The sequence below is a fragment of the Lentzea sp. NEAU-D7 genome (assembly GCF_026242055.1).
In the GTDB taxonomy this organism is placed as follows: Bacteria; Actinomycetota; Actinomycetes; order Mycobacteriales; family Pseudonocardiaceae; genus Lentzea.
Genome location: NZ_JAPJDL010000004.1, coordinates 130,059 through 145,786, shown reverse-complemented (window position 1 = coordinate 145,786; position 15,728 = coordinate 130,059). Strand labels below are relative to the sequence as shown.

The 15,728-nt window shown below is 71.6% G+C and carries 15 protein-coding genes; 5 read left to right on the top strand and 10 right to left on the bottom strand.

Annotated features, from left to right (window positions below; translation table 11 throughout):
• Window positions 1-9: 9 nt before the first annotated feature.
• Window positions 10-1,167, bottom strand: a complete 1,158-nt coding sequence (locus tag ORI60_RS10630) for a glycosyltransferase (RefSeq protein WP_266036759.1) — start codon at window positions 1,165-1,167, stop codon at window positions 10-12.
• A gap of 58 nt (window positions 1,168-1,225) precedes the next feature.
• Here ORI60_RS10630 and ORI60_RS10625 point away from each other — a divergent pair, with 58 nt between their 5' ends.
• On the top strand, window positions 1,226-1,879 hold the full coding sequence (locus ORI60_RS10625) for a class I SAM-dependent methyltransferase (protein ID WP_266036758.1): 654 nt from the start codon (window positions 1,226-1,228) through the stop codon (window positions 1,877-1,879).
• On the opposite strand, the gene ORI60_RS10620 is transcribed toward ORI60_RS10625, so the two are convergent.
• Both ORI60_RS10620 and cmtR read right to left on the bottom strand, forming a co-directional pair.
• The gene (locus ORI60_RS10620) at window positions 1,836-2,459 is read right to left on the bottom strand and encodes a cation transporter (RefSeq protein ID WP_266036757.1); all 624 of its coding nucleotides are present in this window, start codon (window positions 2,457-2,459) and stop codon (window positions 1,836-1,838) included. The two genes, ORI60_RS10625 and ORI60_RS10620, sit on opposite strands and share 44 nt — an antisense overlap.
• Entirely contained in the window at window positions 2,452-2,769 is a 318-nt protein-coding gene (gene cmtR, locus ORI60_RS10615; RefSeq protein WP_266036756.1) for a Cd(II)/Pb(II)-sensing metalloregulatory transcriptional regulator CmtR, read from the bottom strand. The genes ORI60_RS10620 and cmtR overlap by 8 nt, the downstream gene beginning before the upstream one ends.
• A gap of 229 nt (window positions 2,770-2,998) precedes the next feature.
• On the opposite strand from cmtR, the gene ORI60_RS10610 reads away from it, so the two are divergent.
• Window positions 2,999-3,583: a class I SAM-dependent methyltransferase gene (locus ORI60_RS10610; protein WP_266036755.1), complete on the top strand. Its 585-nt coding sequence runs from the start codon at window positions 2,999-3,001 to the stop codon at window positions 3,581-3,583.
• Here the strand turns inward: ORI60_RS10610 and ORI60_RS10605 are convergent.
• Window positions 3,559-5,124 (bottom strand): hypothetical protein, encoded by a 1,566-nt coding sequence (locus tag ORI60_RS10605; RefSeq protein WP_266036754.1) that lies wholly within the window; start codon window positions 5,122-5,124, stop codon window positions 3,559-3,561. The two genes, ORI60_RS10610 and ORI60_RS10605, sit on opposite strands and share 25 nt — an antisense overlap.
• Window positions 5,125-5,289: 165 nt before the next feature.
• Between ORI60_RS10605 and ORI60_RS10600 the strand changes: the two genes are divergently transcribed.
• Complete coding sequence (locus tag ORI60_RS10600; protein WP_266036753.1) at window positions 5,290-6,651, top strand: alpha-amylase; 1,362 nt, start codon at window positions 5,290-5,292, stop codon at window positions 6,649-6,651.
• Between the two features lie 52 nt (window positions 6,652-6,703).
• Here the strand turns inward: ORI60_RS10600 and ORI60_RS10595 are convergent, their stop codons facing one another.
• From ORI60_RS10595 to ORI60_RS10580, 4 genes are all read right to left on the bottom strand, one after another.
• Entirely contained in the window at window positions 6,704-7,837 is a 1,134-nt protein-coding gene (locus tag ORI60_RS10595) for a S1 family peptidase (RefSeq protein WP_266036752.1), read from the bottom strand.
• A 157-nt stretch (window positions 7,838-7,994) separates the two neighbouring features.
• Window positions 7,995-9,095: a zinc-binding dehydrogenase gene (locus ORI60_RS10590; RefSeq protein ID WP_266036751.1), complete on the bottom strand. Its 1,101-nt coding sequence runs from the start codon at window positions 9,093-9,095 to the stop codon at window positions 7,995-7,997.
• Window positions 9,092-9,505 (bottom strand): acyl-CoA thioesterase, encoded by a 414-nt coding sequence (locus ORI60_RS10585; RefSeq protein ID WP_266036750.1) that lies wholly within the window; start codon window positions 9,503-9,505, stop codon window positions 9,092-9,094. The genes ORI60_RS10590 and ORI60_RS10585 overlap by 4 nt, the downstream gene beginning before the upstream one ends.
• 13 nt (window positions 9,506-9,518) lie before the next feature.
• Window positions 9,519-11,888: a helix-turn-helix transcriptional regulator gene (locus ORI60_RS10580; RefSeq protein WP_266036749.1), complete on the bottom strand. Its 2,370-nt coding sequence runs from the start codon at window positions 11,886-11,888 to the stop codon at window positions 9,519-9,521.
• A 225-nt stretch (window positions 11,889-12,113) separates the two neighbouring features.
• Between ORI60_RS10580 and ORI60_RS10575 the strand changes: the two genes are divergently transcribed.
• Complete coding sequence (locus ORI60_RS10575) at window positions 12,114-12,929, top strand: alpha/beta hydrolase family protein (RefSeq protein WP_266037283.1); 816 nt, start codon at window positions 12,114-12,116, stop codon at window positions 12,927-12,929.
• Between the two features lie 95 nt (window positions 12,930-13,024).
• Here the strand turns inward: ORI60_RS10575 and ORI60_RS10570 are convergent, their stop codons facing one another.
• The gene (locus ORI60_RS10570) at window positions 13,025-14,248 is read right to left on the bottom strand and encodes an MFS transporter (protein ID WP_266036747.1); all 1,224 of its coding nucleotides are present in this window, start codon (window positions 14,246-14,248) and stop codon (window positions 13,025-13,027) included.
• Window positions 14,245-15,219, bottom strand: a complete 975-nt coding sequence (locus ORI60_RS10565; protein ID WP_266036745.1) for a helix-turn-helix transcriptional regulator — start codon at window positions 15,217-15,219, stop codon at window positions 14,245-14,247. The genes ORI60_RS10570 and ORI60_RS10565 overlap by 4 nt, the downstream gene beginning before the upstream one ends.
• 95 nt (window positions 15,220-15,314) lie before the next feature.
• Here ORI60_RS10565 and ORI60_RS10560 point away from each other — a divergent pair, with 95 nt between their 5' ends.
• Window positions 15,315-15,710, top strand: coding sequence for a RidA family protein (locus ORI60_RS10560; protein ID WP_266037282.1), 396 nt, complete (start codon window positions 15,315-15,317; stop codon window positions 15,708-15,710).
• The last annotated feature ends 18 nt before the right edge of the window (window positions 15,711-15,728 follow it).

Genomic DNA, 15,728 nt, shown 5'->3' with positions numbered 1-15,728 from the left:
GGAGCGCTCTCAACGCGCAAGACTCAACGCAGTCCGACATACCTCCACAGGATCTCGAACATCGGCGATCATCGCCGCCGCCAGAGCCGCCGCGGCGGCGAAGCCGGGGTCCCCCAGCACCCGCGTCACGGCGCCTTCCAGTCCCTCCACAGTGGACGGCCGCACGACGAGGCCGCTCCCCTGCCGCGCGACCCGGCACGCCATCTCCCACTGGTCGCCACCGCCGGGCACCACCACCACGGGAACGGCGGCCCGCAACGCCTTGACCAGCATCCCGTGCCCGCCACCGCACACCAGCACCGCGGCCTGGCGCAGCAGCGCGTCCTGGTCACCGGGCCCGGACCGCGCCCACGACGGCAGGTCGTCCGGGGCGGGCGCGAACGTCGACACCACCGCCCGCACACCCTTGTCCCGCAACGCTTCCAGCGCCATCTCCGCCATGCCCCGCGTCCCGGTCCACGCCGTCGACGGCGCGATCACCACCAGCGGTGCGTCACCCGGCGGCGGGGTCAGCGTCTCCTTGCTCGCCTCCCACAGCAGCGGCCCGACGACGTGCGCGTCACGCGGCCAGTCCGGACGCGGCACCTCCAGCGCGGGCAACGTCGCGATCAACCGCGCCGCCGGACCCGTTCCCCGGGCGTCGAGCCCGATCCGTTGCCGCACAACGGCACGCTGCCGTTCCCCTTGGCGCAGCGACCTGGCCGTCAGCGCCCGCAGCACCGAGTCGCGCAGCCTGCCCCGCACGCCGGCCCCGGCGGCGAGCCCGCTCCCCATCGGCGGCAGCCACTTCGAGGGTTCGTAGAGCGGATGCGGCGACAGCTGCACCCACGGCACACCGGCGAGTTCCGCGGCCATGCTCGCGCCCAGGGCGAGAACGTCGCACACGACCAGATCCGGTTCCAACGCGGCGAGGTGCGGGGCGAGCGCCAACGCGAGCGTCGCGGCCTGGTCGTGCAGCGCGCGCCCGAGGTCCGGCGCGTCCCTCAGGTCGTCCAGCGACAGGCCGGGCACTCGCGAGGCCGTGATCCCCTCGGCGAGGGCGGGCTCGACCCAGCGTTCCCCCGTCAGCAGGACCGGGGTGTCGCCCGCCTCCGTGAACCGCAGGCACAGCGCGATGGCCGGCACCACATGACCGGGATCGCCCCCGGAGACAACCACGACTCGCACCGGGGCAGATCTAGCCTTCTTCGCGCGGCCTGTCCAGTGTTCGTGTTGGCTGGGCGGCATGGATCAGACCCGCTGGCAGAGGTACTGGGACCGCAAGTCGGCGAACTACGACGCGGAGATCGGCGTCCTGGACCGCCGGGTCTTCGGCGACTCCCGCCAGTGGGCCTGTTCCCGGGCCACCGGGGAGGTCCTGGAGGTCGCCGTCGGCACCGGCCTCAACCTGCCGCACTACCCCGCCGGCGTCGCGCTGACCGGCCTGGACCTGAGCGAGCGGATGCTCGAGCTCGCCCGGTCCCGCGCGGCGCGGCTCGGCCTGGACGTCGTCCTGAGGCAGGGCACCGCGCACGCCCTGCCGTTCGGCGACGCCGCGTTCGACACCGTCGTGTGCACGCTCGGCCTGTGCGCCATCCCCGACCACGAGACGGCGGTGACCGAGATGGTTCGGGTGCTGCGGCCCGGTGGGCGGTTGGTTCTCGTCGACCACGTCGCCAGCTCGTCCCGGCTCGCGCGGGGCGCGCAGTGGCTCGTGGAGCGGATCACGGTGCCGATGGCGGGCGAGCACTTCCTGCGCCGCCCGCTGCACCTGGTCGTGGCCCGCGGCCTGACCGTCGAGCACCGGGAGCGGTTCAAGCTCGGGGTGGTGGAACGACTCGTCGCCCGCAAGCAGGTCAGCAGCAGTGGTGACCCCGCCACGCCTCACGACCTTCCCTGACCGCCACCGCGGCGATCACGAGCGCCGCCAGCGGATCGGCCCACCACCAGCCGAACAGGCTGTTCACCACGAGGCCCACCAGCAGCACCGCGGACAGGTAGGTGCACAGCAGCGTCTGCTTCGAGTCCGCCACCGCGCTCGCGGACCCGAGTTCCCGACCGGCCCTGCGCTGGGCGTAGGACAGCCACGGCATGACCAGCAGCGACACCGCCGCGAGCACGACGCCGACCGTCGAGTGCGCGGCCCGGTCGCCCTGCACCAGGGACAGCACGGACTCGACGCTCACGTACGCCGCGAGCGCGAAGAACGACACGGCGATCACCTTGAGCGCCGTCCGTTCGCGCTTCTCGGGGTCGCGCCCGGCGAACTGCCAGGCGACCGCGGTCGCCGACGCCACCTCGATCACCGAGTCCAGCCCGAACCCGATCAGCGCCGTCGACCCCGCCACCGAGCCGGCCGCGAGCGCGATGACCGCCTCGACCACGTTGTAGGTGATCGTGGCGGCGACGAACATCCGGACCCGCCGCTGGAGCAGGAGCTTGCGCCCGTCCACGACGGGCGCGCAGCAGGCGTCACTCATCGGCGCAGTCCGCTCCGGGCTCGACGGCCAGCACGACGTCCAGGAGCTCGCTGATCGCGCGCTTCAGGTGCGGGTCCGCCAGCTCGTAACGCACCTGGCGGCCCTGGTAGGTCGCGACGACCAGGCCGCAGCCGCGCAGGCACGACAGGTGGTTCGAGACGTTCGACCTGGTCAGCTCCAGCCGCTCGGCCAGCTGCGCCGGATAGCCGTGGCCGTCGAGCAGCGCGATCAGGATCCGGCACCGCGTCGGGTCGGCCAGCGCGCGGCCCAGCCGCGCGAGGGCGGTCTCCCGCGTCTCACAGGTCAGCATGAACCGAACTGTACAGCCGGGGCTGAACAGTTCAGCGCACGCGGTCGGTAGCGCAGCCGGCGAGGAGGAGAACCAGGACGGCTGCGAGCGCGTGGTCACCGCTGAGCGCGCAGGCGCAAGCGAGTGTGAACCAGAGCACAAGCCTCATGAAGCGAGGTTAGGGACCGTACGACGAAGACCGCATCTCATTTGGGCAAGGCTTGATGGTCCCTTAAGCAAAACTGAAATCGTGACGACACGGGAGTTCTGGGACCGGCACGCCGCTGCGTTCGACGACGAACCTGACCACGGTTTGCGCGATCCGCGGGTGCGTGACGCCTGGGCACGGCTCCTCCTGTCGCTCGTCCCCGCGGCGTCCTCGGTCGTCGATCTCGGCTGCGGCACCGGCAGCCTGTCGGTGCTGCTCGCCGAAGCCGGTCACGACGTGCACGGCTTGGACCTCTCCGAGGAGATGGTGGGAATCGCGCGTGCCAAGGCGGCGGCCGCGGGCGTGGCCGTCGAGTTCGGCACCGGCGACGCGGCTCACCCGCCGCACCCCAGGGCCTCGTTCGGCGTCGTGCTGGCACGGCACGTGCTGTGGGCGTTGCCGGATCCGGCGGCGGCACTGGCGGAGTGGGTGTCCCTGCTGGAACCGGACGGCGTCCTGCTGCTCGTGGAGGGCCGGTGGTCGACCGGAGCGGGACTGACCTCCGCGCAGACCCGCGAGCTCGTGCTCGGGGTGCGCGCGGAGGCCGTGGTCACCCCGCTGACGAGCGAGGACCTGTGGGGCCGCCCGATCGAGGACGAGCGCTACCTGCTCGTGAGCCGGCGGTAGGGGCGGTAGGGCAGGCCGACGAGCGCGGCACGGTCTCTGCCGTCGAGGCCGACCATTCCGGTCGTGACCTTGGGATCGGACGCCACCAGCGCGGCGAACACCTCGTCGGCCACTTCTTCCGGATCGCGGCCGGTCACGTCGACCGCCAGCCGGAAGGTGACGTACGGGTCCGCGTCCGGGTAGGAGAAGTCGAGCTCCGCCACGTCCTGGCTGTCCCACGTGGCGTGGCACCTGCCGCGGACGCAGTCCCACCGGCCCAGGACCGTCGGATCCGCACGCAGCCTCTCGTTGAGCAGCCGTGCCACCGTCCTGGCCGGCCATTCCCAGCTGTGGTCGTGCGTGAAGCGGGCGACCTCGCGGTCGTACTCCCCGGCGTCGAACGGGACGTCCTGCGGCAACCTGCCGATGATCTGGCACTTCCAGTCCCGCCACACCACCTCGTCACCCTCGCGCACAATCGTGACGCGCAGCTCGGCACCGTCGTTCTCGTCCACGACGATCTCCTTCGGCTCAGCCGTGGCGGCCAACTGGGGGATCACGCACTCCGGCGGGTCGGCCTCGAAGCAGCCGAACACCCGCGCGGCGATCGGCACGCCGTCGATGACCACCCTGGCCTCGGCCATGCCGACCGGTTTCGGTTCGTGCGTCACGACGCGCACAGCGAACCCGGAGCGGGGTGTGTCGAGCGCGGCGGCCCGCTGAGCGATCCAGGCGCTGACCGGACCGAGCTCCTCGATCCAGGCGGTCAGGACGTCCTTCAGGGTGGCGACCAGCTCGACGCGCAGGTCACCCAGCACCAGCGCCGCGTGGCCGGTGGCGAACTCGTCGGCGAGGGCCGTCAGCGCCGCGGCCCGGTCGTGGGTGGCGGGCCGCAGGTGGGCGAGTTCGACCCAGCGCCGGCACACGGCGATCGCGTCCTGGTACTCGTGCAGCACCGAGTAGCCGTGCGCGCGGCTCATGCCGTACAGCAACGCCCCGGCCTGATCCCACAACCGATCCGTCACGTCCGCCTGGTCGAGCAGGCCACGAAGGTCGTGCGACTCCGCGATCCTCCTGGCGATACTGCCCCGGCCGCCGTGCGACCGCACCCAGTCCCGCACCTGCGGATCGGGATGGCCGATCAGCACCCGGACGGCCGCGTGGAGCGCGTCGCCGGAGTGCTCCTCGGCGAACCGGATGGCGTCGTGCTCGGCACCTTCGATCTTCACCAGCACCTGGACGGCGACTCTGGCCAGGCCCGGATTCGTTGCGGCCGCGATGACGTCCGGGACGTCGCCCAGTTCCGCCTCGCCCTCCAGCAGCCGCAGGCCGAGGAGGCGAACGCGGTCGTCCGTGCTCCGGGAGAGGAACCACCTGGCCGCGCGGACGAGCGGTGCCACGGGTTCGAAGCGGGCTCGACAGCTGCCACGCAGCACGGCTTCCTCGTCAGGATCGAGAGCGAGGACCTGGTCGTGCAAGGCCTGCGGCGTGAGCGCGGGATCCGCGGCGAACCGCGCCAGCAGTTCGAGGAGGGCGAGCGTCCGCTCGCTGCGCTCGCTCACCTGGCGGAGGAAGACTCGATTCTCTTCGTCATGATCGAGACCTTACCCGGTCTCGTGCGGCGCGCGCACTAGGCCGAATTGCTCCAGAAAGTTCTTGCAACGCTTTGCCCGGTGTGCCTGCGGATGCTACGACCTTCAGTGAACCCCTGCACACAAGGAGACAACGTGGTTTCCTCAGTTTCACGCACCCTTCTCGCGGTGCTGCTGATCGTCGGACTGTCCACACCGGTGCAAAGTCTTGCGGCGCCACCGGGCGCCAAGGACGTCACCGTCACCCTGTTCCAGTGGCCGTTCGCCCGCGTGGCGGCGGAGTGCACCAACGTCCTCGGCCCCAAGGGCTACGGCTACGTCGAGGTCTCCCCCGCGACCGAGCACGTCCAGGGTCCGCAGTGGTGGACCAGCTACCAGCCCGTCAGCTACCGGATCGCCGGGCGCCTCGGTGACGAGAACGCCTTCCGGAACATGGTCAGCACCTGCCACAACGCGGGTGTGAAGGTCATCGCCGACGCGGTGATCAACCACATGAGCGCCGGATCGGGCACGGGCACCGGCGGTACCGGCTACTCCAAGTACAACTACCCCGGCGTGTACAGCGACTGGGACTTCCACTCGTGCCGCTCGCCGATCAGCAACTACCAGGACCGCTTCAACGTCCAGAACTGCGAGCTCGTCGGTCTGTCCGATCTGGACACCGGCAGCGAGTACGTGCGCGGGGCCATCGCCGCGTACCTGAACCGCCTGATCGCGATGGGCGTCGACGGGTTCCGCATCGACGCGGCCAAGCACATGGCCGCGGGCGATCTCGCCGCGATCAAGGGGAAGCTGAGCAACCCCGCCGTGTTCTGGGTGCACGAGGTGATCTACGGAGCGGGCGAGGCCGTGCAGCCCGGCGAGTACACGGGGTCCGGTGACGTGGACGAGTTCCGCTACGCCTACGACCTCAAGCGGATCTTCAACAACGAGAACCTGGCCTACCTGAAGACTTTCGGGCAGCCGTGGGGCTTCCTGCCCAGCGGTCAGGCGCGGCCGTTCGTCGACAACTGGGACACCGAGCGCAACAACTCCACCTTGACGTACAAGGACGGTTCGACCTACACGCTGGCGAACGTCTTCATGCTGGCGTGGAACTACGGTGCGCCGCAGGTGTACTCGGGTTACGAGTTCAGCGACAAGGACGCGGGCCCGCCCGGCAACTCGGTCTGCTACAGCGGCTGGAAGTGCCAGCACGCCTGGACGCAGATCGCGAACATGGTGGCGTTCCGCAACACCGTGGCGGGCACCGACGTGAACAACTGGCAGGACAACGGGTTCGACCTGATCGCGTTCGGCCGCGGCAGCAAGGGATTCGTCGCGATCAACCGCGAGACGTTCGCGGTGACCCGCACGTTCCAGACCGCGCTGCCCGCCGGGAGCTACTGCAACGTCCAGGAGAACGGCTGCGTCCGCGTGACCGTCGACTCCTCCGGCAGGTTCACGACGACGCTCGGCGCGGGAACCGCCCTGGCGCTGCACGTCAACGCACGCTGAGACGAGCCCCGGCTGTCCACCGCTTCACGCGGTGGACAGCCGGGGACTCCCGTCAGGCGGTGTGCAGCCTCAGGCCGTAGACGTTGAGGATCTCGTTGATCGGCTGGAACCACGTGCGACCGCCGCTGGTGCAGTCGCCGTAGCCGCCGGACGTGACGCCCTGGGCCTGGTCACCGGTGATGAACGAACCACCGGAGTCGCCACCCTGGGCGCAGACGCTCGTGCCCGCCATCTGGTGCACGTCGCCCTGCGCGTAGCGGATCGTCTCGTTGCGGCTCTGGATCACGCCGCAGTGCCACTGGGTCGTCGAACCCGAACGGCAGACCGAGGTGCCGACCGGCGCCTCCCACGAACCGCGCACCAGCGCGTCGGGCACCCGGCCCCAGCCGAGCACGACGGGCACGGTCCACCAGCCGCCGCCGGTGCGCACCCACGCGTAGTCGTTGCCGGGGAAGGAGGATCCGGCGAAGTTGCCCTGGTAGGAGCGGTCCCAGCCGTAGACGGCCGCGCCGTTCCCGCCGCAGTGGCCCGCCGTGACGTAGCCGCCGTGCACCGAGAAGCCGATGGAGCAGCGGACGTTGCCGGTGTAGTACGGGTCGCCGCCCACCGTGCCGGCCGCGAACGGCTGCGGCTGCCGGACACCCTCGGTGCGCACGGTGATGGAGCCGAGCTGACGTGCCTTGTCCAGGAACGAGGCCACCTCAGCGGTCTGCTTGCCCGCCTCGACGTTCACCACGACGGTCCCGGTGCGCGGGTCGGGGTGCCAGCTCGCCACGGCGGACGGCACCGACCCGGACGCGGACAGGGCGTCGAGGCGGTTCTTCTGCGCCGCCATCGAGCCCGCCGAACGGCCGACGACCACGGCTTCGGCACCGGTGGCCTCGACCTTGCGTGCGGCCGTCCGGTCCGTCACGGCGACGACCAGGCGGTTCTTCGTCTCGTCGAACCAGCTGCCGGCGAGTGCGGCACCGGCCTCGCTTTCGGCGCGCGGTGCGATGACCGACGCGCGTTGTTCCTTCTCCAGGCGCAACCGCGCCTGGGCCTCGGTCAGCCCGAACGCCGAGCTCATCGCGGTGAGCAGGCCGGGGGACATCTCCTTCTCCGACGCCTGGGCAGGCACCGTGAAGGTGGACCCGACCAGCACGAGTGCCAGCGCGGGCACGATTCTGGGCATGGTGAAGCGCATGCTCTTCTCCTTGTCCGTGCAGGGATCGCTGCCCGCCCCGTTGCGGGAGCGACGAACATGAGAGCGCTCCCACCGTGGCGCAGGCAGCCCGCGGTGGTCAACAGCTGACACGGGAACTGTCCTGCCCGATTCGTGCCCGGACGGGCCGAACCGGGCATCACCGCATGACGACGACCTGCCGGACGGCCTCCCCGGAGGCGAGCTTCGCGAAGCCTTCGTTGATCTCGTGCAGCGCCAGCCGCCCGGACAGCAGGCCGTCGACGGGCAGCCGGCCCGCGCGGTAGAGGTCGACGAACCGCGGCACGTCCCGGCGGGGCACGCACGAACCGAGGTAGCTGCCCTTGAGCGTGCGTTCCTCGGCGACCAGGTTCAGCGCCGGCAGGCTCACGGTGCGGTCGGGGTGCGGCAGGCCGACGGTGACGGTGGTGCCGCCGACGGCCGTCGCGGCGTACGCCTGTTCGAGCACCGCCGCCACACCGGTCGTGTCGATGACCTTGTCCGCGCCGCCACCGGTCAGGTCCCGGACGTGGGCGACGACGTCCGGCCCGCCCGCGGCCTCGTGCGTCGCGCCGAGCGTGAGAGCCAGCTTGCGCTTGTGCTCGACCACGTCCACCGCCACGACCTGCGTCGCGCCCGCCGTCACGGCCGCGAGCACCGCCGCGAGGCCGACACCGCCGAGACCGAACACCGCGACCTTCTCCCCCGGCTTGACCTCGGCGCTGTAGAACGCGGCGCCCGCACCGGTCAGCACGGCGCAGCCGAACAGCGCGGCGACGTCGAGCGGCAGGTCCTCGGGGACCAGGGTGGCCGACCGGCCGGAGATCACCGTGTACTCGGCGAACCCGGACACGCCCAGGTGGTGGTGCGGCCGTGTGCCGTCCGGAAGGGTCCAGCGGCGCTGACCGCCGAGCAGCGTGCCGTCGCGGTTCGCCGCGGCTCCGGGCTCGCACAGCGCCTGGCGGCCCGACGCGCACCGGCGGCAGGCGCCGCACGCAGGCACGAACGACAGCACGACGTGGTCGCCCACCTGGAACTCGGCGTTGGGACCGGTCTCGACGACCTCGCCCGCGGCCTCGTGGCCGAGCACCATCGGCAACGGCCGGATGCGCGAACCGTCGATCACGGACAGGTCGGAGTGGCACAGGCCGGTGGCGTGCACGCGCACCAGCAGTTCGCCGGGACCGGGCGGGTCGAGCTCGAGGTCCACGACCTCGAGCGGCCCGCCGACTCCGGTCAGCACCGCGCCTCGCGTCTTCACGCCACCACCAGACCTTCCATCGCCGTGCGCAGGTGCGCGGGGATCTCCACCGGTTTGCGGGTCTCGCGGTCCACGAACACGTGCACGAAGTGGCCCTCCGCCACGACGTCCTCGCGTCCCTCGAAGAAGAACCCGACCTCGTAGCGCACGCTCGACCGGCCGAGGTGTCCCACGCGCAGCCCGGCGTCGAGCGCCTCCGGGAACGACACCGAGGCGCGGTAGTTGCAGTGCGACTCCACGCAGAGCCCGATCTGCTGGCCGGCCTGGATGTCCAGCCCGGCGCCGATCAGCCATGTGTTGATCACGGTGTCCATGAACGCGTAGTGCACGACGTTGTTCACGTGGCCGTAGACGTCGTTGTCCGCCCATCGGGTCGGAATCCGCTGCCAGTGCCGGTACTGCTCGCGCACGCGACCTCCATCGTCAATCGAGTCTCCTGGTGAGCTCGACCCTCGACCGCACGCCGAGCCGCGCGAAGATGTTGCGCAGGTGGTGCTCGACGGTGCGGTGGCTCAGGAACAACCGCGCGGCGACCTCGCGGTTCGTGGCGCCCTCGGCGACCAGCCTGGCGATCTGCGCCTGCTGCGGCGTCAGGCCGGGGTGGTCCCTGGGCTCGCTCGTGGAGTCGCCGGCCGCGCGCAGTTCGGCGCGGGCCCGCTCGACCCAGTGGTCGACCTGGTAGGACTGGAAGATGCGCACGGCGTCGCGCAGGTGTTCGCGCGCTGCCTTGGGTTTGCGGCCGCGCCGCAGCCGGTTCCCGTACAGCAGCTCGGTCTTCGCGAGTTCGAGAGCGGTGCCGCTGGAGCGGTGGAGCCGGATCGCTTCCTCGAAGTGCTCGTCGGCGGTGCCGCTCTCCAGCAGGCCGTGGCAGCGGTGCGAGAGCGCGAGGCGGGCCGCGCTTCCCGTCGTGCCGGCCCACTTCTCGAACGGCTGCAGCGCTCTGTCCGCAGTGGACGGCTTGCCGCACGCCACGGCGGCCTCGACCACGTGCGGCGCGGCCATCACCTTGATGCCGGCGTGCCCCGGCTGCAGCCGCAGCCGGTCCAGCGCGTCGGCGGGCCGGTCGCGCGCCAGGTCGACGCACGCGAACGCCCAGGCGCCGAACGTGCCGGGCCGGGTGAGACCGCGCTGGGTGATCTGCTCGGTGGCGGCGTCGATGCGGTGCAGCGCCGTGTCCGCGTCACCTCTCAGCGCCGCCAGCAGCGCGAGGATCGTCAGGTGGTCGACCACGGCGTTGTGCTGTCCTATCGCCGTCGCCGCGTGCACGCCCTCGGTCGCCGCCATCAGCGCCGCCGAGTGCTGGTCCAGCAGCAACGCCGACAACGCCCGGTACACCAGCGCCCACGGCACCATCGCGGTGAACCCGGTCTCCCGCGCCGCCGTGACCGCGCTGGTGGCCATCTCGTGCGACCGGGCGGCGTCCCCGAGCACGTAGGCGGCCTGGCTCGCCCAGATCCGCGCCTGCGGTCCGGGGACCTGGTCGGCCAGGTCCACGACGGTGCGCAACGCGGGCAGCGCCTCGTCGTGCCTGCCGTCGAACGTCGCCAGCATCCCGGTGAGGTGCTCGAGCGTGAGCCGGGTGGCCGGCGGCTCGTCGGCGCGGCGGATCTCCTTCGCGAACTCGGCGACGGCGGCGTAGCGGCGGTGGTCCCCCGCGATGCTGGCCGCCTCACCCGCGAACCCCAGCGCGGCCACCGCGAGCTCGCGACGCGTGCCGACCAGTCCTTTCGCGGCGCGGATGAGCCGGTCGGCCGCGACGTCGGGGAGGCTCTCGCCGAGCTCGATGCCGCCGACGAGCAGGTCCATCAGCGCCCTGAGCTCCGGCGTGTGGGTCATCTTCGTCGCGGTGCGCAGGACGGCCCGCGACCGGTGCGGCGCGCCGTGCGCCCAGTGGTCGGCGGCGGCCTTGAGCAGGTGGTGCGCCTTCTGCTCGGGATCGGTCGTGAGGCGGGCGGCGCGGTCGTGGTCCCGCGCGGCCGTCGCGAAGTCGCCACACCGCTGCGCGTGCTCGGCGTAGGTGGTCAGCACGTCGACGAGCGCGGGGTCCCGCGTCGTGACCGCCTGGTGCCACGTGCGGCGGGCGCCCGGCGGCAGGGTCTCCGCCAGAACGGCGTGGGCCCGGCGTCTCAGCGGGAGCGGCACGTCCACCCGCAGGGCGGACCGGACCAGCCTGCGCGAGTCGAACAACGGCCCGGCCTCGGTCACCGCGTCCAGGTCGAGCGTCTCGGCGTCGACCTCCTCGTCCACCGCCACCATCGCGACGACGTGCTGCGCCTCGGGGGACAACGCGGCGAAGCGGGCTCGCCACCTCTGCCGCAGGGAGCTGTTCTCCGGCAGCACCTCCGGCGCCGGCGCGACGCCTCCGAGCTGCGCGGACGTGAGCGATCCGGCCAGCTCGACCAGCGCCAGCGGGTTACCGCAGGCCAGCTCCACGAGGTCCGCGGCGACGGCGGAGGGCAGGCCGGGCACGAGGTCGTGCAGCACGCGGAGGCTCGTCACGGCGTCCAGTGGATCGAGCGTGATGCTCGGCAGCCCACGTGGTCCGCCTTCGGTCGCGATGAGCAGCGCGCCTCTCGTACCTCCCACGTCCTGTGCGAGTTCCAGAAGCTCGTCATCGATCTCGGGGACGTCCACGCACAGCATCGCGTCGTAACTGTCCTCCACCGCGTTGAGCAGCGCAGTCTTGCCTGAACCGGCCTCACCACACAGCACAAGCACTCCGCCGCACCCAACGCGCGCACGCTCCACCAACGCGTCCACGGCGACGCGTTGCCGCTCTCGGCCACGCAGCATCGGCCCAGTCTTACGGCGGCGGCCGCTCCTCCGGAAGGGGTAAGGGCCAAATTCACCTACCACCGTTAGTTTTGACACCGAAGTTGTTCACCGAGACCGGTGGTTGCACCGATGCGCACCCGGACGCCGTGGTTGCAGGGTCGAGGTCGTTCCTCCCCCTGTTCCCTGCCGAATGAGGTGTACAGCGCTGTGCAACTCCGCACCCTGATTCCCGTCGCGCTCTCCATGGTGCTGCTCGGCGGCACCGTGGCCCAGGCCGCCGACAACCCGTACGAACGCGGGCCGGCCCCCACCAACTCCAGCATCGAGGCGAGCCGCGGCCCGTTCGCGGTCTCGGAGACCTCCGTGTCGTCGCTGGTGGGCGGCTTCGGCGGCGGCACGATCTACTACCCGACCAGCACCTCCGCCGGCACGTTCGGCGCGGTGGTCATCTCCCCCGGCTACACCGGCACCCAGTCGAGCATCTCGTGGCTCGGCCCGCGCCTCGCGTCGCAGGGCTTCGTGATCTTCACGATCGACACGAACTCGATCTACGACCAGCCCGACAGCAGGGCCTCGCAGCTGCTGGCGGCCCTCGACTACCTCACCCAGCAGAGCTCCGTGCGCACCCGGATCGACTCGTCCCGCCTCGGCGTGATGGGCCACTCGATGGGCGGCGGCGGAACCCTGCGCGCCGCCAGCCAGCGCCCGTCCCTGCAGGCGGCGATCCCGCTCACGGGCTGGCACACCACGAAGAACTGGTCGACCGTCCGCGTCCCGACCCTGGTCGTCGGCGCCGAGGACGACTCCATCGCCCCGGTCTCGTCCCACTCGGAGCCGTTCTACACGAGCCTGCCGTCCACGTTGGACAAGGCGTACCTGGAGCTCAACAACGCCTCGCACTTCGCCCCGAACTCGTCCAACACGACGATCGCGAAGTACAGCATCTCGTGGCTCAAGCGGTTCATCGACAACGACACCCGCTACGAGCAGTTCCTCTGCCCGGCACCGGGACGCAGCACGCTGATCGAGGAGTACCGGGACACCTGCCCGCACTCCTGATCCTCTGAACACGGGTCGCGGCGCCACCCCGAGCGCGAGCGCCGCGACCCGGCCCAGGTCGGTCGAGCACGAGCCGGCACCGCTGCGCCCCGGGATCACGTGGCGTTGCGGTGCTTCTGACCGCGCAGCACCGGTGACGCCCACGCCGCGAGCACACCTGCCGCCAGCACCACGAGGCCGGCCGCGATGCCCGCGCGCGGATCACCGGCCGCGACCGACAGGGCACCGCCCAAGGCGGCGCCGAGAGGCCGGCCGAGGCCCCAGGCGATCATCCGCGCAGTGGTGTTGACCCGAGACTGCAGTTCCTCCGGGCACACCTCCTGCCGGTAGGTGATCCCGTTGATCACCACGACGGCACCGGTGACGCCCCAGTAGGTCGCCGCCGCGCACGCCACCAGCCAGTGCCCGCTCACGAGCACGAACACCCCGCCCAGCAGGGAGAGCGGCAAGGCGCCGAGCGCCACCCCGGCGCTGCCCCAGCGAGCGGTCACCCGCGGCAGCAGGCGGGAGGCGAGGATCGCGCCCAGGCCCCAGCAGCTGAACAGGGCCGCGAGCCTCGGGTCACCTTTCGACTCCACGCCGAGCACCTGGTCGGCGAACGGCACGAGCAGGGCGATCCACGCGCCACCGGCCACCGAGTGCGTCGCGCCGACCAGGGTGAGGACCCGGATCACCGGTTCCTGCCAGAGGAACCGCAACCCCTCGCGCATGTCCGCGACGAGTTGCCTCCCACCACTCACCGGTCGTGGGGTGGCCATGCTGCTCGTGATCGCGCGCAACAACAGTGCCGAGCCCACAGCCGTCAACGCGTTCACGGCCAACAGCGCCGCCGGAGCGACGACGACCACGATCAGGCCCGTCACACCCGGCACCACGAGCTCCACCACGGTCGTGCGCCCGAAGAGCGTCGAGTAGGCGGCGGTCAGCTTCTCCTTGCCCACCAACGCCGGCAGCGCACCGAAGTTCGCCGCGTCGAAGAACACGAACGCCGTCTGCGACGCGAACGCCACCGCCACGACGTGCGGCGCGGTCAGTCCGCCCGCCAGCCACGCCACGAGCACGCTCAGCAGCACGGCGGCGACCGTGAAGTCCATCGCCACCATCATCGAGCGGCGGTCCAACCGGTCCGCGAGCGCGCCGGCCGGCAACCCGAACACCAGGTACGGCAACGCCTCCGCCGCCGTGACCGCGGACGTCCAGCCCGCCGAGCCGGTCAGCTGGTAGACGAGGACGGGCAGCGCCACCGCGGACACCACGGCGCCGACGACCGAGAGCACCCGCGCGTTCAGGTACCGGCTGAAGTCGCGTTCGCCGCTCAACGGGCCTCCTGCCCGTACCGGGCGGCGACCGCGGCGGCCCGCTGTTTCAAAGCGGTGCGCAACCACTGCGGCTCAAGGGCTTCCGCGCTCGTCGAGAGCTGCCACAACGCCCACTCCGCGTGCCGTGCGTCCTGGAACGCGACCTCCATCCGCAGCCAGCCGTCGTCGGGCTCCTCGGCGACCACGGCCAGTGCGGTGCCCACCAGCTCCTCCCGCCGCGCCGGGTGCACCCGCAGCACCACGGCGACCTGGTCACCACCGGTCCGGAACCGCGTGCTGCGTTCCTGCCAGGCCCGGCCGAGGTCGACCCGGCCCGCTCGCCGCGCGGGTTCGTCGAGCTCCTCGGCGGCGAGGATCCGCGACAGCCGGTAGGTCCGGTCCTCCCCCGCCTTCGTGGCCAGCAGGTATCCCTGCTCCCGCACGGTGACCAGCCCGATCGGGTCCACCGTGCGCCACTCCGCCGCCTCGCCCCCGGCCTCGTAGCGGATCCGCAGCCGGTGCCCCGCGAACACCGCGCGACGGACCTCCGCCACCACCGCGTCCGGCAGCTCCTCCTCCACCGCACGCCGCGAGAGGAGGTCGATCTCCGGATCGACGAGCAGCCGTTCCGCCGCACCGGCCGCCGTCTTCCGGTAGCTCTCCGGCAGCGCGTCGACCACCTTGAGCACGGCCGAGGCGAGCGACGAGCCGAGCCCGAACACCTGCGCACCGCGCCGGGAACCGGCGACCAGCAGAGCCAGCGCCTCGTCGTGGTTCAGGCCGGTGAGCTCCGTCTGAAAACCGGGCAGCAGCGCGAACCCGCCGTGCCGGCCGCGTTCGGCGTAGACCGGGACACCGGCCGCGGACAGCGCCTCGATGTCGCGCAGGACCGTCCGGGTGGACACCTCGAGCTCGCGGGCGAGGCTGGCCGCCGACAGCTGGCCGTGCCGCCGCAGCAGCAGGACCAGCGAGACCAACCGGTCGGCACGCATGCGAAAACCGTACGGGAATACGTGACACAGGATGTCGTGTATCGCTTGCGAGGCTGACGGCACTGTCGAAGAGATCGAATGGAGCTGTCGTGGCTGTGGAACGAACGCCGGTCAACCCGTGGACGTGGTCGGCGGAGCTGGGCTACCACCAGGGCGAGGTCGTCACCGGGCAGGCCCGGACGCTGTACTGCGCGGGCCAGACGTCGACGAACGGCGACGGCAAGCCCGAGCACGCCGGGGACATGGGGGCGCAGCTGGCACTGAGCCTCGACAACCTGGAGGCGGTGCTGGCCGAGGCGGGGATGTCCCTCGCGAACCTCGTGCGGCTCAACGTCCACACCACCGACGTCGACCTGCTGTTCCAGCACTACGGCGTGCTGGCGGCGAGGCTCGGCCAGGCGCGCGTGGCGCCGCCGACCACGATGCTCGGGGTGAGCAGGCTGGCGCTGCCCGACCTGATGGTCGAGCTGGAAGGGACGGCTGTGGCGTGACGCTCCGGGTGGTGACCG